This window comes from Paenibacillus radicis (ex Xue et al. 2023), assembly GCF_024722015.1.
GTDB lineage: Bacteria > Bacillota > Bacilli > Paenibacillales > NBRC-103111 > Paenibacillus_S.
Window position 1 is genome coordinate 235,354 of sequence record NZ_JANQBD010000011.1, and the last position, 18,330, is coordinate 253,683.

Below are 18,330 nucleotides of genomic sequence, written 5' to 3' on the forward strand. Positions count from 1 at the left end.
TATTGCAAGAAAAGCTACCGCTAAGACACGAATGTATCTTCCTCGAAAGGACTTCGATCAGAAGCTTTTCTTATCTGCGGGTAAGCAAATATAGAAAGTACGGCGCTCCGATACCAGCCGTCACAATACCAACCGGAATTTCAACGGGCTGGGCTATAACTCTCCCAATCGTATCGGATAAAAGGACAAGCACAGCACCAATGATGGCCGATGCCGGCAGCATCACCTTGTAATCGCGTCCAAGTAATTGAATCGCCAGATGGGGAGCTATGAGCCCGACAAAGCCGATGCTTCCGGCAACCGCTACACAGGAGCCTGCCAGACCAACAGCTATGGCCATTAGAACTATTCTTTCCCGCTGAACGCTAACTCCTACGCCTTGGGCAATTTCCTCCCCCATAAACAGCAGATTAATCCGATGGGATTTATATACAGCCACTGGAAGCAAGACAGCAATCCAGATCGACACAGCTAACACATACTTCCAATTGGTCCCCCAAATGCTGCCGGATAGCCATATTTTCACAAAGTCATAATTATATGCATTCATCCGATAAGTCAAAAACAACATTCCCGCGCTAATGCCTGCACCGGCAGCTATACCAACCAGCAGCAAACGAACCGGCAGCAGTTTGCCGTTCTTATAGGCTAAAGCAAAAACTAGCAGCGCCGCTGCTGCCGCCCCAACAAAGGCTACTATAGGCAGCATATAGACAGGTGCGAATTGAATCTTCCCATAAAAAAAGGCGATATATACGACAACGGCTAGCCCCGCTCCAGCGTTAATGCCAAGTATACCCGGATCAGCCAAGCTGTTCTGCGATACTCCTTGCATAATTGCACCTGTTACTGCGAACCCCATTCCAACGAGTATGGCTATAGTTATCCTTGGCAGCCTGATGTCAAACAGCACAATGGAGGATGGTCCGCTCTCGTAACCGAAAAGAGTTTGAATCACTTCTATAGGGGTAAGCCTGATCAAACCTGAGTTAAGGCTTATGAGCACAACAGCAACGAAACATATCGCCAGCAGCGCAAATTTACTCGGAATGGACATTCTATATTTCCGCTTAAGCCAATTTTCCGTCATCATAGGTTTGCCTTGCCATCCTTTCGTGCCAAATACAGAAAAAAGGGCACCCCGAGCAGGGCTGTTATTATGCCAACAGGCGTCTCCTGAGGAGGATTAACCAACCGAGCGACAGTATCAGCCGTCAATAATAGCCAGCCCCCGAATAATCCTGAGCAAGGAATGACCCAACGGTAATCCACACCGATCAGAAAACGGGTAAGATGTGGAATTATGAGACCAATGAAGCCTATAGGTCCCGCTACAGCAACCGCAGCCCCTGTAAGTGCGAACACCGTAATTGCCCCTAGTAGCTTTACACGTTTCACCCGCTGGCCTAATCCTGCCGCAACCTCGTCTCCCAAGCCAAGAAGATTAATATTTTTGGAAATCAGAAGTGCCAGCAGGAACCCACCTATTGCCCATGGGAGAATTGAAAAAATATCTATCCACTTCACTCCGGCTATTCCAGCTGCATACCAGTACATAACCTCTTGTGCGATGCCAAAATAAATTTGGATCCCTTCCGATAATGAGGCCAGCAGCGCACTTACAGCTGCCCCCGCCAATGCCAGCTTTACGTGTGAATAATGCTGTGAAGCCTTATAGGACGCGAGGACTCCAACTCCATAAACCGTTATCGTTCCGAGAGCCGCTCCCAGGAAGGAAACGACAATCATTTGCTGGTAAGAGAGATGTGGAAAAAAAGCAAATGCAAGCACAATCCCAAACCGCGCGCCTGAGGAAACCCCCAGAAGACTTGGGCTTGCAAGAGGATTGCGGGTCATTCCCTGCATGATTGCGCCGGATATGGCAAAGCAGGCTCCAACAATTATTGCAGTCAATGCCCTGGGGAGACGAACCGCGAGCACCGTATAATGCTGAACCTGTGATTCATCGTAATGCAGCATGGCTTCAATAACGGTTTGAAGGCTAATATCAGCAGCCCCTGTAGTCACAAACAGCAGGATACCAGCTGCGATTCCTGCACTTAACAGCAAAATAAGAAAAGAAGGGCTCAGCCTTCTTTTCTTAGCTTCGTTAATGGCAGCTTGCCTTGAATTTTCGTTTATGCTGAGGCTTGAGTCCGAACTCATGGGCCCAGCAGCTCCTTTTTAATCTCGTCAACAAATACGTTGTACATGATTAAACCGAACCCTGTTTTCGTTCCCCTTATCGGTTTCATGTACATGTGCTGATTTTTTACAGCCTTCAAATTTTTCCAGAGCGGCGTTGCGATTGCTTCTTTCATTTTGGCCTCATAATCAGGTACATTCGTATCCAACAAGAAGATGTGGTCCGGGTTGATCTCTGGCAGCTTCTCAAGGGCCAGCTTAATTTCTCCGTCTTCCTCTGGCAAGCCTGCCGGATATTTTAATCCTAATTGCTCATAAGCAATTTTACCAAGAGGGCTCTTGCTCCCCATTACGCGGGTATCCTTATCTGTAACCTTAAAGAAAACAACCGTTTCATTCCCCATCTTGGCAGCCAGCTTTTCCTTCAAGCCTTTGGTTTTCGTGTCAAACTCCTGCAGCTTCTCTTTGGCTAATGAACCTTTGCCTACTGCATCTCCAACGCTTAGAAATACTTTCGTCCAATCGCCTTCCATGTCCTTGGTGGAGTATACGAGGGTTGGAGCCATTTTGGACAGCGCCTCGTAAGGCTTGGAATGGTTCTTTTCTTCACCAAAGATCAGATCGGGCTTCAGCTGAAGCACTTTTTCAAGATTGGGCGCTGAGGATTGGCCTACTGACTCGGTCCCCTTCAACAAGGCCGCTGTATAGGGCTCAAAATCCCCTGCTTCACGCACAACAGAGCCTACCGGACGAATTCCCAATGCCAATAAATGGTCGGCAAAATGAGGGGTCAAAGCCACAACGCGTTCGGCCTTATCCGGGACCACTGTTTGCCCCAATGCATGCGTGATCGTTTTCTTCTCTGCAGGAGCCGCGGCTGGTGTAGCTGCAGGCGTTGCTTCGGTCTTCTTGGCTGCGGCCGGTTCCACCGCTGCATTATTGCTAGAGCTGCATGCACTAATTACGATGGAAAATATCAGGATCATACATAAAGAAATAAACGTGCTCTTTTTATAAAACATAGCCATACCCCTTTTATTTATATTGTTTACCAGTAACACAGCGCTTTCATGATAATGATTATCATTATTAGGAGTATAAGGTTGGAAGCCAAATTATGTCAAGTCTTATTCCAATAAAAAAAATCAGGGCACAACAAAAAAACTTATACCTATGTAAGCGTATAAGTTTTGGGGTATGCTCTTAATAATGGCTGCTATCTTATTTCGTGTTGTTGCCGGATTGCTGCTTCGGCGAGTTGTGATGCGGCTTGCGATGCGGGCGCTGCTGGCGGTTATTCTGCTGCTCCTGATGCCGCTGTTGATGGCGTTGAGGCCTCGGCTGATGCGATTGAGACTGCTCTTGCTTGTACTCCTGTTTCAGCTCCTGCTGAAACTGCTGTTCAAGCTCGGATTGCTCCTGCTCGTCCAGCTCATTCAGGCTGTCTTCCGTTGCCATATTTTGCTGATCGCCGGACTGATGCTTAGATGCGATCCGTTCAATAATAAAATACGCGCAGCCAAAATTGCAATACTCGTTCAAGTAATCTTGCAACGTAGCGATAGAAGATTCCTTCGTTGCTTTTGGATGGATTTCCTTGAAAAAACCACGCAATCGAAGCTGATTATAGCCCCAATCCCCTACGATGTAATCATACCGCTCCAGCACCTCGCTGTAACGCTCTTTGAAAGCATCTGGCTTCCAGCCGTTTTTATGGTCAACTACCACTTCGTATGTTTTATTGGCAATGTGGATCACTCTGTTATCCCTCCTAAGGGTTTTGCGTAAGCAAAACCGGCGTCGTAAGCATCGTCTGGACTTTGCAGCAGCAAAGCCACTTTGTAAATGGCCGAAATTCTCTGTAAGCGAGCCTTCCCTGAGTATGAATCAAGTCAAGTCCCTGAAAGGGACTTGATTGCGTCCGTTCTCTATGGGTTTGCTAAATGGCTAAATGTATTAACTTATGAACTTATGCTTGCTGGGCGGATTTCACTTGCTCATGCGCGTGGTAAGAGCTGCGCACCAGTGGACCCGATTCAACATGATTGAAGCCGCGCTTCATCCCCTCAGCTTTAAGCTCAGCGAATTGATCCGGTGTATAGAACTTTTCGACCTTCAGATGTTTCGTTGTAGGCTGCAAATATTGGCCGATTGTCATGATATCGCAATTGATTTCGCGCAAATCATCCATCGTTTGTATAATTTCCGCCCATTCCTCTCCTACCCCGAGCATAATGCTGGATTTCGTAGGAATCCCTGGCGCTATTTGTTTGGAACGAGCAAGAAGCTCCAATGATCTACGGTATTTTGCCTTGGAACGTACCTTATCAGACATACGTTCAACCGTTTCCACGTTGTGGTTCAAAATATCCGGCTTTGCTTCCAATACCGTCCTGAGTGATGACTCTTTACCCAAAAAGTCCGGAATCAGCACTTCGACACTGCAGAGCGGCATTCTTTTTCGAATAGCCAACACAGTCGCCGCAAATATCGAGGCCCCTCCATCCGCCAAATCGTCTCGGGCTACAGAAGTTACAACTACATGCTTAAGACCCATCTGCTCCGCTGCTTCTGCAACGCGCTCAGGCTCTTGTAGATCCAGCTCTGTCGGAAGTCCGGAGGTAACCGCACAAAACCGGCAAGCACGGGTGCAAATATCGCCCAGGATCATAAAAGTAGCGGTTCGATTTGCCCAGCATTCATGAATATTGGGGCATTTCGCTTCTTCACAAACCGTATGCAGCGTTTTATCGCGCATCATATTTTTTAATTCCTTGTAATTTTCACCTGTTGTCAGCTTAATTTTTAGCCACTCGGGCTTACGCTCTACTGGAGTAGACATCTTTTTGTACCTGCTTTCTGCTTCTTTGTCCATACTCTTGAAGCTATTATATCAACCAATGCCATAACAATCCACTTTCCTTTTGATTTATGATAAACTAGAAAAGGTTATGAAATTTAATGGTATCTAATAAGAACACCATTTCGGAGGAATAAGCCTTATATGATTAATTTAGAAGCTATCCTGAAGCTTGTTCGCGCTGGGGACCTGGATATTTCCGAGGCTCAGAAGCACATAGACCAGCTAATGAATAAGAATAACGAAGAAGGCTTTCGCATCGAAGATCTCGGCTTTGCTCAATTGGATATCGACCGGGAGCGCAGAACCGGCTTTCCAGAAGTTATTTATGGAGAAAGTAAAACCGCAGAGCAAATTACTTCTATCTTTCTTAAATTCATGGAGCATTCCCAGAAGGTTCTGGCAACACGGGTAAGCGCAGAAAAAGCCGTTTTGATCCAACAGCAGATCGCTGGCATTACATATAATGAAGCAGCGCGAGTTCTGGTTTGGTATCAAAAAGAGGAAGCGCGTACATCGAAAAGCGATACTTATATCGCCGTTGTTTGCGCGGGAACTTCCGACCTTCCTGTTGCAGAAGAAGCCGCAATAACAGCAGAATACTTGGGCTGCCGTGTGGAGCGGGTTTACGATGTAGGCGTGGCCGGCATTCATCGGCTATTTCGCAGGCTCGAGCTCATTCGCGGTGCGACAGCAATAGTCGTGGCTGCAGGTATGGAGGGCGCGTTAACCAGTGTGCTCGGCGGACTTGTGTCCAAGCCGGTTATAGCTGTTCCAACCAGCGTTGGTTACGGGGCAAGCTTCCACGGTGTGGCAGCTCTTTTGGCCATGCTTAATTCCTGCGCACCCGGTGTCTCCGTAGTAAATATCGACAATGGTTTTGGTGCCGGATATAACGCTGCATTAATACATAAAACCATGGTAGAGAGGAACTAATCGATGAAAATAGCTTACTTGGACTGTTTTTCCGGCATTAGCGGGGATATGACGCTGGCCGCGCTTGCAGATGCTGGAGCAGATCGAAATTATATCGAGGAAGAGCTGCGTAAAATTAAGATCGAGCCCTTCTCCCTGGAGTGGAAACGGGTCAACAAAAAAGGAATATCTGCCTTAAAAATGGATGTTCTGCTGGATCCTAACACGCCTCCTGCTCATCATAGACATTATTCAGAAATTGTAAAAATTATCCATGATTCTGGATTTAATGATCGTGTTATCAAGCTCAGTCTTGCTATTTTCGAAAAAATCGCGATTGCCGAAGCAAAAATACATGACGTCCCTGTGGAAACCGTTCATTTTCACGAGGTCGGTGCCATTGATTCCATTGTCGATGTAATTGGTGTAGCACTTGCATTAGACTCGTTGGAGGTAGAGAAAATCTTCTCTTCCCCTGTAGTACTGGGCTCCGGAACGGTTCGTTGCGACCACGGTATTTATCCCGTGCCTGCCCCGGCAACTTTGGAAATGATGCGTGGACTTCCGATTGCGCCAAGCAATTATTCATTAGAAATGACTACTCCTACGGGTGCAGGAATCATTGCAGGAGTTGTTGATGAGTTTGCCAAAGGCTATCCGCCTATGATCGTAGAAACCATCGGCTATGGCGCCGGGACCCGTGACCTGCCTAATCAGCCGAATGTACTGCGTGTTGTAATCGGTAAGGCGGATCCATATGCTCATAAGTTCCAGGTTCAGCATATTGAAACAACGCATTCACACGCTCACCATTCCGAGCATGAACATCATCATCATGGACATAGCCATTCTCACAGTCATAGCAACGGGGCTGATCATAGCCATGACCATGATCACAGCCATAGTCATGACCATGGACATAAACACGATCACGATCATGCCCACAGTCATGGTCATGCTCACGATCACGGCCATTCTCATGACCATGGACATAAACACGATCACGATCATGCCCACAGTCATGGTCATACTCACGATCACAGTCATGACCACGATGATCATGAGCACGACCACGACCACCAACACCACCATGAACATGATCATCCGCATAATGAGCACGTACATAAGCCGCACACTCATGAACATCATGTTCATGACCACAGCACCCATATTCCTCCTGGAATTAAGCAATAGTCGCTGGAGGCTTATACACTTAGGGGGCTGTGCCAAAAGTTATTTTGGGACAGCCCCTCACCACTTTACCCTGATTATAGGATTGCAAAAGAACCCTCAATTCCGCTTGATAGCTGGAGTGCTCCCTTTAGAATAAACATTGGAATTAAACCTCTGGTTTTTCCGATGGAATTTTAGGGGGTGCATTTTATGAGTGAGGGTACTTTTGCATATTCTATGGAATTTACTCTTTAGGATTTATTCTTAAGGATTTACTCTTAAGGACTTTCTTTTTAGGATTTACTTTTTAGGATTTGCTCATAAGAATATACTCATTAGGATTTACTCTTTTTAGACAGCCTCTTTCCTAGATATTTTCAGCGAAATGCAGAGTGAAGTCACCTTCCAACTGCAGAGATGAGGTAACTGAGTGCTAATCTCGGTTGTGTGGGTATCGAATTCAGGTTCAGGTTCAGGGTTCGGTTACGGCATTGCACGGCCAGATTAGTGAACCCCACACCACCAATTACCAGGAAAATATCATGTTAATTACTCCAAAAACTAGCGTTTCTAGCCATATAACTGGAATTTCTCATGTTAATTCTACATATTTTGGCTATCATCACCATTATCACCTAAATTAGACGGAGTTTTTCTGAGTTTTCCAGTTAAAATGATTTCAGAGGATTTCCTCGCTGGATTAACGTGAGAATTTCCATCTATTCCCTTCAGAATTTCTTCCTGCCCACTTCTCCTTCTTTGGCCCATTGAGCAAACCTTAGTATTACATCCATCGATAAGCCGCCGGAAAACCCTAGTCTCCTCTTAATGAAAGCAACCTTTGAACAGCTGTTCTCGCACCATCACCTTAAGCAACATACACAAGGGGCCGTCCCCTGGTAGCTTTAGCAATTCAACCAGCGGACAGCCCCTTGTTCTATGGCATTTAATAAGGCGCCGCAGAGCCAACGTGTGTGAATCCCAGGCGCTCGTTGCGGCGTTGCATGCCTGTCGGTCGAACCCCGTGCTTTTATTGATTACTATCTTTTCTTTCCGTTCAGGAACAGCCTTCTGACCTCTTCGTAAACTTGCTTAAGCGCAACCCCATATTGCTTAGCTGCTTGCTCACATTCTTTAAATTCCGGTGCAAACTGCACCAATCGCCCTTTATGGTAGCCGATTTTCACATTGATTCCGCCCCAAGGGGTCTCGACCTGCTCGAACTCACGAGCGAGCCGATGGCAGGAGGCGTGCAAATAGCGAAGACCGATCGTGGTAGTTTCACGAAAAATGACTTCTTCTATCCGCTCAAGCCCGCTCTCATCTACTAGCACGTTTAGCATAACGCCAGGACGGCCTTTTTTCATAATAATCGGAATCCAATATACGTCATTGGCCCCCGCTTCAAATAAGCAATCACTAACATAAGAGCATAATTCCGGATTCATATCATCAATATTAGCCTGGAGCAGCAGCATCCCATCGTCGACGTGCTCTTCCCTATGTTGAAATCCCATATATTGTCCCTCCTTAGAAAAAAAGCAAAAAAATCTAACATCCAATAATCTATCATGTACGCATCATAACAAAAAAATAATCTGCTGGATATGCATCCTTTTTTTGAGCTATCCTTTGGATAAAAATAGATCGTATTTCACATGCTATTATCATGTATGAGAGTTCCAAAAGTCAGCTTTTCTGCATAGAGAAGGTTGCAATAAGCAGCATATGGAAAACTCTAAAAAAAAGGCATGGGCACCCCAGCTATGATGGCCAACTATGGAGGTTAACTGAGCATGGCAGCACAATGGAAGCGTTCAATCCTCACTCTATCGTTATGCGGAAGCATCCTACTCGGAACCGTGTTACCGGTGCATGCCGCCCCTGCTGGCAAGACACCCAAAGAAGGTACACCCAGCAAAACCATGAAAGCCATATTTGCAGAGCGTAAGGATATTTTTGATAAAGTCAGCGCATTAACAGGTATGCCCTGGTACTATCTCGCCGCAGTTGATCAATACGAACGAACAATTAATATAGCCCGGAAACGTTCGGGTACGGATGACTATATAGGTATCCACTTCACAGAGCTTAAATGGTGCGGCATGATGAATCCTGACCATGAGGATACCAATGAAATGAGTATTAAACTATTCGAAGGGATTGGCAGAGACGGCTCCGGAGACGGTATCGCTGATCGAAAAAACGGTCTTGATGTCCTATATTCGATGTCGATGTTTCTTTTAAAGCACGGCACTGCGCAAGAAGACCTTCGAATCGGTCTGTGGGAATATTATCAAAACACTCGAAGCGTTGAAAGAATTGAGCAATTTGCTTCTGTTTACTCAACATTCGATACATTGGATTTGCATGAGCATACATTTGTAACACCTCTGCGCTCTGATTATACTTTTCGCAGCACATGGGGTGCAAGCCGCGGCTGGGGGGGCTTCCGTATACACGAGGGCACCGATATATTTGCTCGACATGGGGTACCGGTTCGAAGTGCTACCTATGGCATCATTGAGGTTATGGGCTGGAATCCTTACGGGGGTTGGAGAATTGGCATTCGCGATTTAAATAATGTATATCACTACTTTGCTCATCTATCGGGGTTTAATAAAGAGGTCAAAGAAGGAGACATTGTCAAACCCGGTCAAGTCATCGGTTGGGTCGGCAGCTCAGGATACGGCAAACCGGGAACTTCAGGGAAATTTCCGCCACATCTCCATTATGGACTTTACCGCGACAATGGTTTAACCGATTGGTCTTTCGATCCTTATCCTCATTTGCGAAAGTGGGAGAGGGAAGAACGGATGCGAAGCAAAAAATAGCCACACTGGCTCAACGCCGCGATGTGCTTTAAACAAGAAAAAGTGCAAGAAGAAGAACCGTCCAGCCCGAACTGCAGCTCCAATTGTCTAACAATTGGGGTACAGTTCAACCACAGGACGGTTCTTTGCTGTAGAACATCTTAGCCTCTGGAATCAGAGTTTCACTATACTCCTCCTTCCGTAATCCCTTAAAATATCGCCACGTGTCCGTCTGTACGGTGCTCCGTTCCTCCTACAAGGACTCCATTGTCTTGTCTCCATATAATTTGCCCGCGCCCGAATCCTACATTTCCAGTAGCCCATTTGATGTCATGCCCCATACGGGCCAACGACTCGACAATATGGGCAGAAGCCGTATGCTCGATTTCAACCGCTTTTTCATGTTTCCACAGCCATCTTGGTGCATCAAGCGCAGCCTGCGGGTTCAAGTGGAAGTCCACCGTATTCATCACTACTTGTACATGGCCTTGAGGCTGCATAAAGCCACCCATCACGCCGAACGGTCCTACCGGTTTGTTCTCCTTTGTAAGAAAACCGGGAATAATCGTATGGTATGGTTTCTTGCCTGGTGCGAGACAGTTGTCGTGTGCAGGATCAAAAGAGAAGTTATGGCCTCGGTTGTGGAGGGCAATACCGGTTCCAGGTACGACCAATCCCGAGCCGAAACCCATGTAATTGCTTTGAATGAATGATACCATGTTTCCTTCACCGTCTGCTGTACAAAGGTAGACCGTGCCGCCGCTTGATGGTTGTCCTGACTTGGGCAGCAGCGCCGTTTTTCCGATTAGAGCACGTCGCTCAGCCGCATAGGATTCGGATAGCAAATCTTCTACCTTCACCGACATCTTGCCGGGATCTGCAATGTACTTCTGTCCGTCCGAATAGGCAAGCTTCATCGCTTCAATCTGCTTGTGGAGAGTATCAACCGTATCCCGCTCGGTAAACTCAAAGCCCTTCAGGATATTCAATGCCATTAGAGCCACCAAGCCGTGACCGTTCGGTGGAATCTCCCATACATCGTATCCGCGGTAATTGATGCTGATTGGATTCACCCATTCCGGCTTGAACGCAGCTAAATCCTCTTTCCTCAGGTAACCACCGTATTGTCTGGAAAATTGGTCAATCTTCTCCGCCAATTCCCCACGGTAAAAGGCTTCTGCTTTCGTCTCTGCAATAGCCTGCAACGATCGCGCATGATCCGGCGAACGCCAGACTTCCCCAATTCCGGGTGCTCTCCCCAAGGGGGCAAATGTATCAAACCAAGCCTTATATGGCTCACCTTTCAGATTATTGGAGAAATTGCGAAACGCTCGATCCCAACTGAATCCGAGGATTGGTGTTAATGGAAAGCCGTTTTCCGCATATTCAATAGCCGGCTGAAGTACTTCCGTTAATGAGAGCTTTCCAAACTTTTCAGACAGTTCCGCCCACGCTGCCGGCGTGCCGGGAACCGTAACCGGAATAAAACCATATTTAGGAATTTCCTCTATCCCTGCTTTTTTTAATCCATCGATTGATATGCTTTGTGGTGCCGGACCGCTTGAGTTTAGCCCATGCAGCTTGCCTTGTGTCCAAACAAGCGCAAAGGCATCTCCGCCGATTCCGTTAGAGGTCGGCTCAACAACGGTCAACGCGGCTGCAGTTGCAATGGCGGCATCAATAGCATTGCCTCCCTTGCGAAGAATTGCCAGTCCGGCTTGAGCGGCAAGAGGTTGTGAGGTGCACACCATCCCATTGTTGGAGTACGCGGACATCCGCTGTGATGAATACGGATGATATAATGGATCGAAGGACATATCTGTATTCTCCCATATACTATATTTTAGTTATATACTTACCTTTTCAACTTCGGATCAAGCACTTCACGTATTCCGTCCCCAAGCAGATTAAAGCCAAGTACGACAAGGAAAATGGCGATTCCCGGCCAGTATGCAAGCATGGGTTCAGTATTCAAATACCCTTGGGCAATATTCAACATCGAGCCCCAGCTAGGATCTTCCGGCTTCGCCCCTAAGCCCAAGTATGAAAGACCTGCTTCTGCAATGATAGCCGATGCCATGGCCAATGAAATCTGTACGAGAATAGGAGGAAGTGAATTTGGAAGAACATGTAAAAACATGATGCGCCAATGACTGGCTCCCGTTGCTTTAGCTGCCTGGACGTATTCCAGATCGGCTATAGACATAACCTGGGCGCGAGTGATGCGAACAAAGGCAGGCAGGAAACCGAATCCGATCGCAATCATCGCGTTGTAAAAACCACCGCCAAGCGCTGCCGACATAGCCAGAGCGAGGATAAGGGAGGGAAAAGCTTCAATCGCATCGACAATCCGCATGACTATCCATTCATCCCAAAAACCGCGAAAGTATCCCGTCATCAGTCCAACCGGAACACCGATCACCGTAGCAATGAAGACAGAAATTAGCGCCGCCTGAATGGACAATCGCGCTCCGTAAACAAGTCGTGAAAATGAATCCCGCCCCAGGTCGTCTGTTCCAAGGATATGACCATTGCCAGGCTTGGCTAGAACGGAAGAGTAATCTTGACCATATATGGGATCGTGTGTAGCAATGATCGGAGCAAATATAGCTGTCAACAGCAGCATTCCAATAATAAAAGCGCCAACTAAAGCAAGTTTGTTACGAGCAAATTGGCGGAAAAATATTCGCCATCGACTTTCCGATTTACTTTTGGGAAATGCTTGTGATAATTCGATCTTCGGGGTTGGTTGGATAGCTTGGCTCATCTATTCTCCCCCCTTTGCAGTTTTTATGCGAGGATCAATGACAACATATAAAATATCAACCAATAGATAGACTAAGACGACCATCAGAGCCGATACAAGTATCGCTCCTTGAACGGTAACAAAATCTCGTTTGAAAATCGACTCGACAATTAATCTTCCGAAACCAGGAATTGAAAAAATGGATTCGGTAATAACAAGCCCTCCTAATGTCCTGCGACCATCAAACCACTCATGGTAACAACGGGCACTAGCGCATTCTTCATTGCATGGAGAAAAATGACAGACAATTCACTCAGCCCTTTGGAATGAGCTGTACGAATGTAATCCGCATTCATCACTTCCAGCAAACTGCTTCGCATCATTCTCGTTAGAATGGCCGATTCGCGTAAGCCCGTCGCGACCATAGGCATGATCATCGCCATCAGGTTTGAAACCGGGTTCTCGAAGAAAGGGACGTAGCCGGACGCCGGCAACCAGCCCAAATGTACCGCAAAGAAAACGATAAACATCATGCCAAGCCAGAAGTGAGGGACAGACATTCCTCCCAATGCCAGTGTGGTGCTTATATAATCCATCCAGCTCCCAGGACGCGAGGCAGACATAATCCCTGCGGGAATAGCAATCAGAACAGCAACAAGAAAAGTGCCAATCGTTAATTCAAACGTCGCAGGCAACCGCTGTAGGATCAACTCCGATACCGGAGTACGGTCAACGAGGGAGCGTCCGAGGTCTCCTTGAAGCACTCCTCCCAACCAATTGAGATACTGAACTATAATCGGTTTATTTAAGCCCAGTTGTTCCCGCAAAGCGGCCTTTGCTTCCGGGGTCGCTTCATCGCCGAGAATAACCGTTGCTGGATCTCCAGGTATTAAATGAAGCAATGAGAAGACCATGACGGTAACCAATATGACAACCGGAATGGATAACAGCAGCCGTCTAACTATAATTGTCATAATGTCCCTCCCCTTAATAAATGTGACAAGCTATCCAATGTTCGTCTGAAGTTTGTTTAAGTATGGGCCTTTCTGTCTTACATATCTCCATACAAGCGTGACAACGCGTATGGAAAGCACAGCCGGTCGGCGGATTTGCCGGGCTTGGCACGTCGTCGGATAAAATAATCCGTTCCCGCTTTTCTCGCGGATTAGGGTGAGGCACCGCAGACAACAAAGCTTGGCTGTATGGATGCATCGGATTTTCATAAAACATTTTTTTTGGTGCCAGTTCCACCATTCGTCCCAAGTACATTACACCTACCCGATCACTAATGTGACGCACTACGGACAAGTCATGGGAAATAAACATAAACGTGAGTTGAAACTGTGCTTGCAAATCTTTCATCAGGTTAAGAATTTGGGATTGTACCGATACATCTAATGCGGATACAGGCTCATCTGCAATAATTAGCTTGGGCTTAGTAATCAAGGCCCGAGCAATTCCAATTCGTTGACGCTGCCCGCCAGAGAATTCATGAGGATATCGATCGTAGTGCTGGTCAGTAAGACCTACAATCTCGAGTAATTCCTTTACCTGCTGCACTCGCTGCACTGCAGAGGCTAATTTGTGAATTTTCAACGGCTCTTCCAAAATGGAGCCGATTGTCATGCGAGGATTCAAAGACGCATATGGGTCCTGAAATATGATTTGCATTTCCCGACGAATTTTCCTGAGCGCATCCCCTTTGAGAGTGAAAATATTTTGACCTTGAAATAACACTTCCCCTTCAGTCGGTTCCATTAAACCAAGAATCGTACGGCCAGCCGTAGATTTGCCGCAGCCCGATTCTCCCACGATGCCAAGAGTTTCGCCTTTTTGTAAAAAGAAGGATAAATCATCGACAGCCTTCACATAGCCCTGTGCTTTCCCAAGGATACCTCCCCGGATAGGAAAGTATTTCTTTAGTCCCTTTACTTCGAGTATGGAATTCAACGTTAAGTAGCCTCCTTCACCACCGAACCTTCATACAACCAGCAGCGGCATTGTTGTCCTTCGTGTAGTTCAAATAGCGGGGGTGCATCCGTCAGACACCTTGCTTCCCGAAACGAACAACGGGAAGCAAAGCGACAGCCTTGTTTAATCGTTCCAGGGAGAGGAACAGTGCCTGGAATTGAGTCCAAACGATCCTGGTCCACATCAACTTTTGGGACGGATTTCAATAAACCTTGAGTATAAGGATGAAGCGGATTTTCAAATAAAGTGTAGACATCCGCCTGCTCGACAACCTGGCCTGCATACATTACAACCACACGTTGGCACATCTCGGCAACGACACCCAAATCGTGGGTAATCAGCATGATAGAGGTTCCTTGTTGGTTGCATAACTCCTTCATCAGATTCAAAATTTGAGCCTGGATTGTAACGTCCAGCGCCGTCGTCGGTTCATCTGCGATCAACAGGTCCGGCTCACATGACATCGCCATAGCGATCATAACTCTCTGCCTCATCCCACCAGATAGCTGGTGGGGGTACTCGTCGATAATCTTTTCGGGTCGCGGAATGCTAACTTTTCTCAACATCTCAATCGCATGTTCAGTCGCTCGCTTTTTCGTATAATTACGGTGCAGCATAACGATCTCACACAACTGTTTCCCAATGGTATAGACAGGGTTAAGCGAAGTCATCGGCTCCTGAAAAATCATCGCGATTTCATTCCCCCGAACCTGACGCATCTCATTTTTTGACAGCTGCAGCAGATCGTTTCCTTTATATAGAATCTTGCCTTCGGCAATGCGAGCACCTTTTCTCGGGAGCAGACGCATAAGAGTCAACGAAGTTACACTTTTGCCACAGCCGGACTCTCCTACAATGCCAAGCACTTCCCCTTTTTTAATTGTAATGTCGACGCCGTCAACCGCAGGAATCACTTGTCTCCCACTAAGAAATTCGGTTCTGAGTCCTTTAATCTCCAAAAGATTGGTCATGAAGCTCCCCCCTATCCATCATTCAACCGATTTACTTGGACAGAGTGGCTGTACGAATCAAGCCGTCTGGCACGTAGGTAAAGCCTTTAACTTCTTTTGAGAATCCCATCAGGTTTGCCTCATGATAAAGAAATATCTCCGGTATTTCGTCATTTAAAATCCGCATTGTATCATCATAAAGAGCCTTGCGTTTGGCGATAGCCGATTCAGTTCTAGCCGCATTCAATAACTCATCAACTTTCTTGTTGCTGTAGACGGAGTAATTATTAACTTGTCCCGTACTGACAAAACGATAAATATTTTGATCCGGATCAGGACGTCCGCTCCACCCGTTTTGTACCGCTTCAAAATTATGCTTGTCCAACTTTTCCAGCAGCTGTCCAAATTCTATTTTTTCCAGCTTTACATCAATTCCGGCCGGTTTCAGCATTCCCTGGATCATTTGTCCAAGCTGCTGATTGGCTGGTGAGGTTGAGATCGTCAAGGTAAAGGAGAATCCGTCAGGCATTCCCGCCTTAGTTAGCAGGTCCTTCGCTTTTTGAAGATCAGGTTTCTGATATTTATCACTGTCTCCATAAGCGAATTGACCTGGAGCAAACGGTGAATGGGCAGGAGCTCCTATATCGTTAAGCAGCACTTTGACGATCGCATCCCGGTCGATCAACAGATCAACAGCCTGGCGGAGCTCTTTTTTATCAAACGGCGGCTTTGACACATTCAGATAAATTCCTTGATAGGCATAGGTTAATTCATTTATGACACTAATCTTCGGATCATTTTTTACCCCAGTCACTTCTTTTTCAGGAAATTTGTTTGTAATGTCAATTTGTCCGCTTTTCAAATTCATAAAGGCAATATTAGTATCCGTTATAACTTTGTAGGTGAGCGAATCTACCTTTGGTAAACCTTTCTGCCAGTAATTTTCATTTTTTACGAGTACAATATGGTCACCTTTCACACGTTCCTTGAATACAAATGGACCGGTTCCAACAGGATGATTGAGGAAATCTTCTCCATACTGTTTAACAGCTGCCGGGGAAAGAATCATTCCTGCACGGTCTGTTAAAACAGATAGAAAGGGGGAAAATGGTTTCTTAAGCTCAATCTTTATCGTATAGGGATCAACAACAGAAAACTTGTCAACCTCATTCAGCTCACTTAGTCGTGGAGACGACTTGTCCAGATTACGATCGAAGGTAAATTTAACCGCATCAGCATTGAAATCAGTTCCGTCATGGAACTTGACCCCTTCCCGCAGCTTGAAGGTATACGTTTTTTGATCTTCCGATATTGTCCAGCTTACAGCGAGCTGGGGAAGAAACGTACCGTCAGGATTCAAATCCAGCAGTTTATCGAATAAGCTAGAGAATACTTGACGCTCAATCAATGCAGTCGAAAAAGTTGGATCTAACTTCGGAGGATCTGCGTTTAGAGAGATATTTAAATTCCCTCCCGTTTTTGGCACAGCTGCAGAGTTGTTGGTTGTAGGTTTATCCTTACCGCAACCTGTGATTAACAGGGATGTTGCCAATACGAAGATGATTGCCCAAAAGTAATTTCTTTTCATTATCCTCTTTCCTCCTTGGAGTCTTTTTCCGAAAGCAATTTAAAAAATGTCTTTCGAATGATTAATTTATATATTATTCAGAAAACAAGACACAGTCAAGAAGTTTATGTATGATTATTTAACATAATAATGTTAGATATATGTTAATGTTATGCTAATCGGTCATTTATCCACACAGGAAAATTTATTCACCCGTACTGTAAGTAGTCGAGGAAATCCGTTCGAATTATTTTCAACTTAGCCTGTAAATACAGGTTTTTCAGGCAATTCACGAACTCTTATTCGATTGCGAAACGAAATAGAAAAAGCACACAAACCGTTGAAGAAGGAGTTCAACACGCTTCACAAACTCTTTAATTTATGTAATATATTATTACATATAATTTACACTGTTTTTTCGAGCTACATAATATACATAACATTTAAAATACAATATATGTTAGTTTATTGTAATATATTTACTCATATCTTTCTAACAAGAAAATTACCTTGACAGTCCTTATTGTGTAAACACATACGTGTGTGCATATGTAGGGATGGATGTGAGATTACGGACTTTGTTGAATTGGTGTTCCTTGGTATGGTTTTGCTTGCAGCGGTGGGGACACGAGCTTCAAATGGCCGCAATGAACTGCTTAGGTAAGGGGCAGTTATTTTGTACAAGCCATCCATCATTTTATCTTGGATATATGGTTGCAAAAAAACTCCAATCCACTTTGATAGTTGGAGTGGATTGGAGTTTTTTTTGCACATTTTATAGGGTTTACCCTTTGATACAGCCTTCTCTTGGCTATTCTCAGCGGAATACATGGATGCGGTCATTTTCCAACACGTGCTAACCTCGGGGAAAGTGGGTCAGGGTTGGGTTACGTCATTGCATGGCAGCCTAGCGAACCCCACGCAAATATCAGGAAAATGTCCTGTTAATTACTCCGAAAAATAGCGTTCCTTGCCCTATAGCTGGAATTTTAGATCTAGAATAAAAAGTGGACACCTCATAAGAGAATGCAGATAATTAAATTACAAAGAGGAAGAGGTGTCGGGTGTGGGTGAGATGAGACAGAGGTTCAGTGATGAGTTTAAAGAAAAGACAGTAAAGTACATTCAAGAACAGACAAAGAGCGTTCCGCAGATTGCAGAAGAGTTAAACATCCCAGCAGGAACGTTAC

15 protein-coding genes and 1 pseudogene are annotated in these 18,330 nt (G+C 45.7%); 4 read left to right on the top strand and 12 right to left on the bottom strand.

Annotated elements, in window-relative coordinates:
* Positions 1 to 70 precede the first annotated feature (70 nt).
* The 5 genes from NV381_RS16815 to lipA all read right to left on the bottom strand — a co-directional run bounded on the left by NV381_RS16815 (position 71) and on the right by lipA (position 5,020).
* On the bottom strand, positions 71 to 1,090 hold the full coding sequence (locus NV381_RS16815; RefSeq protein WP_419182276.1) for a FecCD family ABC transporter permease: 1,020 nt from the start codon (positions 1,088 to 1,090) through the stop codon (positions 71 to 73).
* Positions 1,090 to 2,166, bottom strand: a complete 1,077-nt coding sequence (locus NV381_RS16820; protein WP_258214447.1) for a FecCD family ABC transporter permease — start codon at positions 2,164 to 2,166, stop codon at positions 1,090 to 1,092. Before NV381_RS16820 ends, NV381_RS16815 begins: the two co-directional genes overlap by 1 nt.
* Positions 2,163 to 3,167, bottom strand: coding sequence for an ABC transporter substrate-binding protein (locus NV381_RS16825; RefSeq protein ID WP_258214448.1), 1,005 nt, complete (start codon positions 3,165 to 3,167; stop codon positions 2,163 to 2,165). The genes NV381_RS16820 and NV381_RS16825 overlap by 4 nt, the downstream gene beginning before the upstream one ends.
* A 199-nt stretch (positions 3,168 to 3,366) precedes the next feature.
* The gene (locus NV381_RS16830) at positions 3,367 to 3,903 is read right to left on the bottom strand and encodes a YutD family protein (RefSeq protein ID WP_258214449.1); all 537 of its coding nucleotides are present in this window, start codon (positions 3,901 to 3,903) and stop codon (positions 3,367 to 3,369) included.
* Positions 3,904 to 4,114: 211 nt separating this feature from the next.
* On the bottom strand, positions 4,115 to 5,020 hold the full coding sequence (gene lipA / locus NV381_RS16835) for a lipoyl synthase (RefSeq protein ID WP_258214450.1): 906 nt from the start codon (positions 5,018 to 5,020) through the stop codon (positions 4,115 to 4,117).
* 129 nt (positions 5,021 to 5,149) lie between these two features.
* Between lipA and larB the strand changes: the two genes are divergently transcribed.
* Together larB and larC are read left to right on the top strand one after the other, a co-directional pair.
* Complete coding sequence (gene larB / locus NV381_RS16840; protein WP_258214451.1) at positions 5,150 to 5,941, top strand: nickel pincer cofactor biosynthesis protein LarB; 792 nt, start codon at positions 5,150 to 5,152, stop codon at positions 5,939 to 5,941.
* A gap of 3 nt (positions 5,942 to 5,944) precedes the next feature.
* Positions 5,945 to 7,114 carry a nickel pincer cofactor biosynthesis protein LarC gene (larC, locus tag NV381_RS16845; protein ID WP_258214452.1) on the top strand — a complete coding sequence of 390 codons (1,170 nt, stop codon included), beginning with the start codon at positions 5,945 to 5,947 and terminating at the stop codon, positions 7,112 to 7,114.
* Between the two features lie 1,019 nt (positions 7,115 to 8,133).
* Here larC and NV381_RS16850 read toward each other — a convergent pair.
* Positions 8,134 to 8,610 carry a LarC family nickel insertion protein gene (locus NV381_RS16850; protein ID WP_258214453.1) on the bottom strand — a complete coding sequence of 159 codons (477 nt, stop codon included), beginning with the start codon at positions 8,608 to 8,610 and terminating at the stop codon, positions 8,134 to 8,136.
* 279 nt (positions 8,611 to 8,889) lie between these two features.
* Between NV381_RS16850 and NV381_RS16855 the strand changes: the two genes are divergently transcribed.
* Positions 8,890 to 9,927, top strand: a complete 1,038-nt coding sequence (locus NV381_RS16855; protein ID WP_258214454.1) for a M23 family metallopeptidase — start codon at positions 8,890 to 8,892, stop codon at positions 9,925 to 9,927.
* A 188-nt stretch (positions 9,928 to 10,115) separates the two neighbouring features.
* Here the strand turns inward: NV381_RS16855 and NV381_RS16860 are convergent, their stop codons facing one another.
* The 6 genes and pseudogenes from NV381_RS16860 to NV381_RS16885 form a co-directional block, all read right to left on the bottom strand.
* The gene (locus tag NV381_RS16860; RefSeq protein WP_258214455.1) at positions 10,116 to 11,723 is read right to left on the bottom strand and encodes a gamma-glutamyltransferase family protein; all 1,608 of its coding nucleotides are present in this window, start codon (positions 11,721 to 11,723) and stop codon (positions 10,116 to 10,118) included.
* 38 nt (positions 11,724 to 11,761) lie between these two features.
* On the bottom strand, positions 11,762 to 12,673 hold the full coding sequence (locus NV381_RS16865; protein WP_258214456.1) for an ABC transporter permease: 912 nt from the start codon (positions 12,671 to 12,673) through the stop codon (positions 11,762 to 11,764).
* Positions 12,674 to 13,626: pseudogene (locus tag NV381_RS16870) on the bottom strand (ABC transporter permease).
* 13 nt (positions 13,627 to 13,639) lie between these two features.
* On the bottom strand, positions 13,640 to 14,602 hold the full coding sequence (locus NV381_RS16875; protein WP_258214457.1) for an ABC transporter ATP-binding protein: 963 nt from the start codon (positions 14,600 to 14,602) through the stop codon (positions 13,640 to 13,642).
* A gap of 2 nt (positions 14,603 to 14,604) precedes the next feature.
* Positions 14,605 to 15,594, bottom strand: coding sequence for an ABC transporter ATP-binding protein (locus NV381_RS16880; RefSeq protein ID WP_258214458.1), 990 nt, complete (start codon positions 15,592 to 15,594; stop codon positions 14,605 to 14,607).
* A 31-nt stretch (positions 15,595 to 15,625) separates the two neighbouring features.
* Complete coding sequence (locus NV381_RS16885; protein WP_258214459.1) at positions 15,626 to 17,161, bottom strand: ABC transporter substrate-binding protein; 1,536 nt, start codon at positions 17,159 to 17,161, stop codon at positions 15,626 to 15,628.
* 1,054 nt (positions 17,162 to 18,215) lie between these two features.
* Here NV381_RS16885 and NV381_RS16890 point away from each other — a divergent pair.
* The coding region (locus NV381_RS16890) for a transposase (protein ID WP_258212789.1) at positions 18,216 to 18,330 on the top strand (115 nt) is incomplete at its 3' end.

Excerpts from the sequence above, each read along its gene's own strand:
- NV381_RS16880 (WP_258214458.1), bottom strand. The coding sequence starts at position 15,594 with ATGACCAATCTTTTGGAGATTAAAGGACTCAGAACCGAATTTCTTAGT.
- larC (WP_258214452.1), top strand. The coding sequence starts at position 5,945 with ATGAAAATAGCTTACTTGGACTGTTTTTCCGGCATTAGCGGGGATATG.
- NV381_RS16825 (WP_258214448.1), bottom strand. The coding sequence starts at position 3,167 with ATGTTTTATAAAAAGAGCACGTTTATTTCTTTATGTATGATCCTGATA.
- larB (WP_258214451.1), top strand. The coding sequence starts at position 5,150 with ATGATTAATTTAGAAGCTATCCTGAAGCTTGTTCGCGCTGGGGACCTG.
- NV381_RS16815 (WP_419182276.1), bottom strand. The coding sequence starts at position 1,090 with ATGACGGAAAATTGGCTTAAGCGGAAATATAGAATGTCCATTCCGAGT.
- lipA (WP_258214450.1), bottom strand. The coding sequence starts at position 5,020 with ATGGACAAAGAAGCAGAAAGCAGGTACAAAAAGATGTCTACTCCAGTA.
- NV381_RS16820 (WP_258214447.1), bottom strand. The coding sequence starts at position 2,166 with ATGAGTTCGGACTCAAGCCTCAGCATAAACGAAAATTCAAGGCAAGCT.
- NV381_RS16865 (WP_258214456.1), bottom strand. The coding sequence starts at position 12,673 with ATGAGCCAAGCTATCCAACCAACCCCGAAGATCGAATTATCACAAGCA.
- NV381_RS16860 (WP_258214455.1), bottom strand. The coding sequence starts at position 11,723 with ATGTCCTTCGATCCATTATATCATCCGTATTCATCACAGCGGATGTCC.
- NV381_RS16855 (WP_258214454.1), top strand. The coding sequence starts at position 8,890 with ATGGCAGCACAATGGAAGCGTTCAATCCTCACTCTATCGTTATGCGGA.
- NV381_RS16850 (WP_258214453.1), bottom strand. The coding sequence starts at position 8,610 with ATGGGATTTCAACATAGGGAAGAGCACGTCGACGATGGGATGCTGCTG.
- NV381_RS16885 (WP_258214459.1), bottom strand. The coding sequence starts at position 17,161 with ATGAAAAGAAATTACTTTTGGGCAATCATCTTCGTATTGGCAACATCC.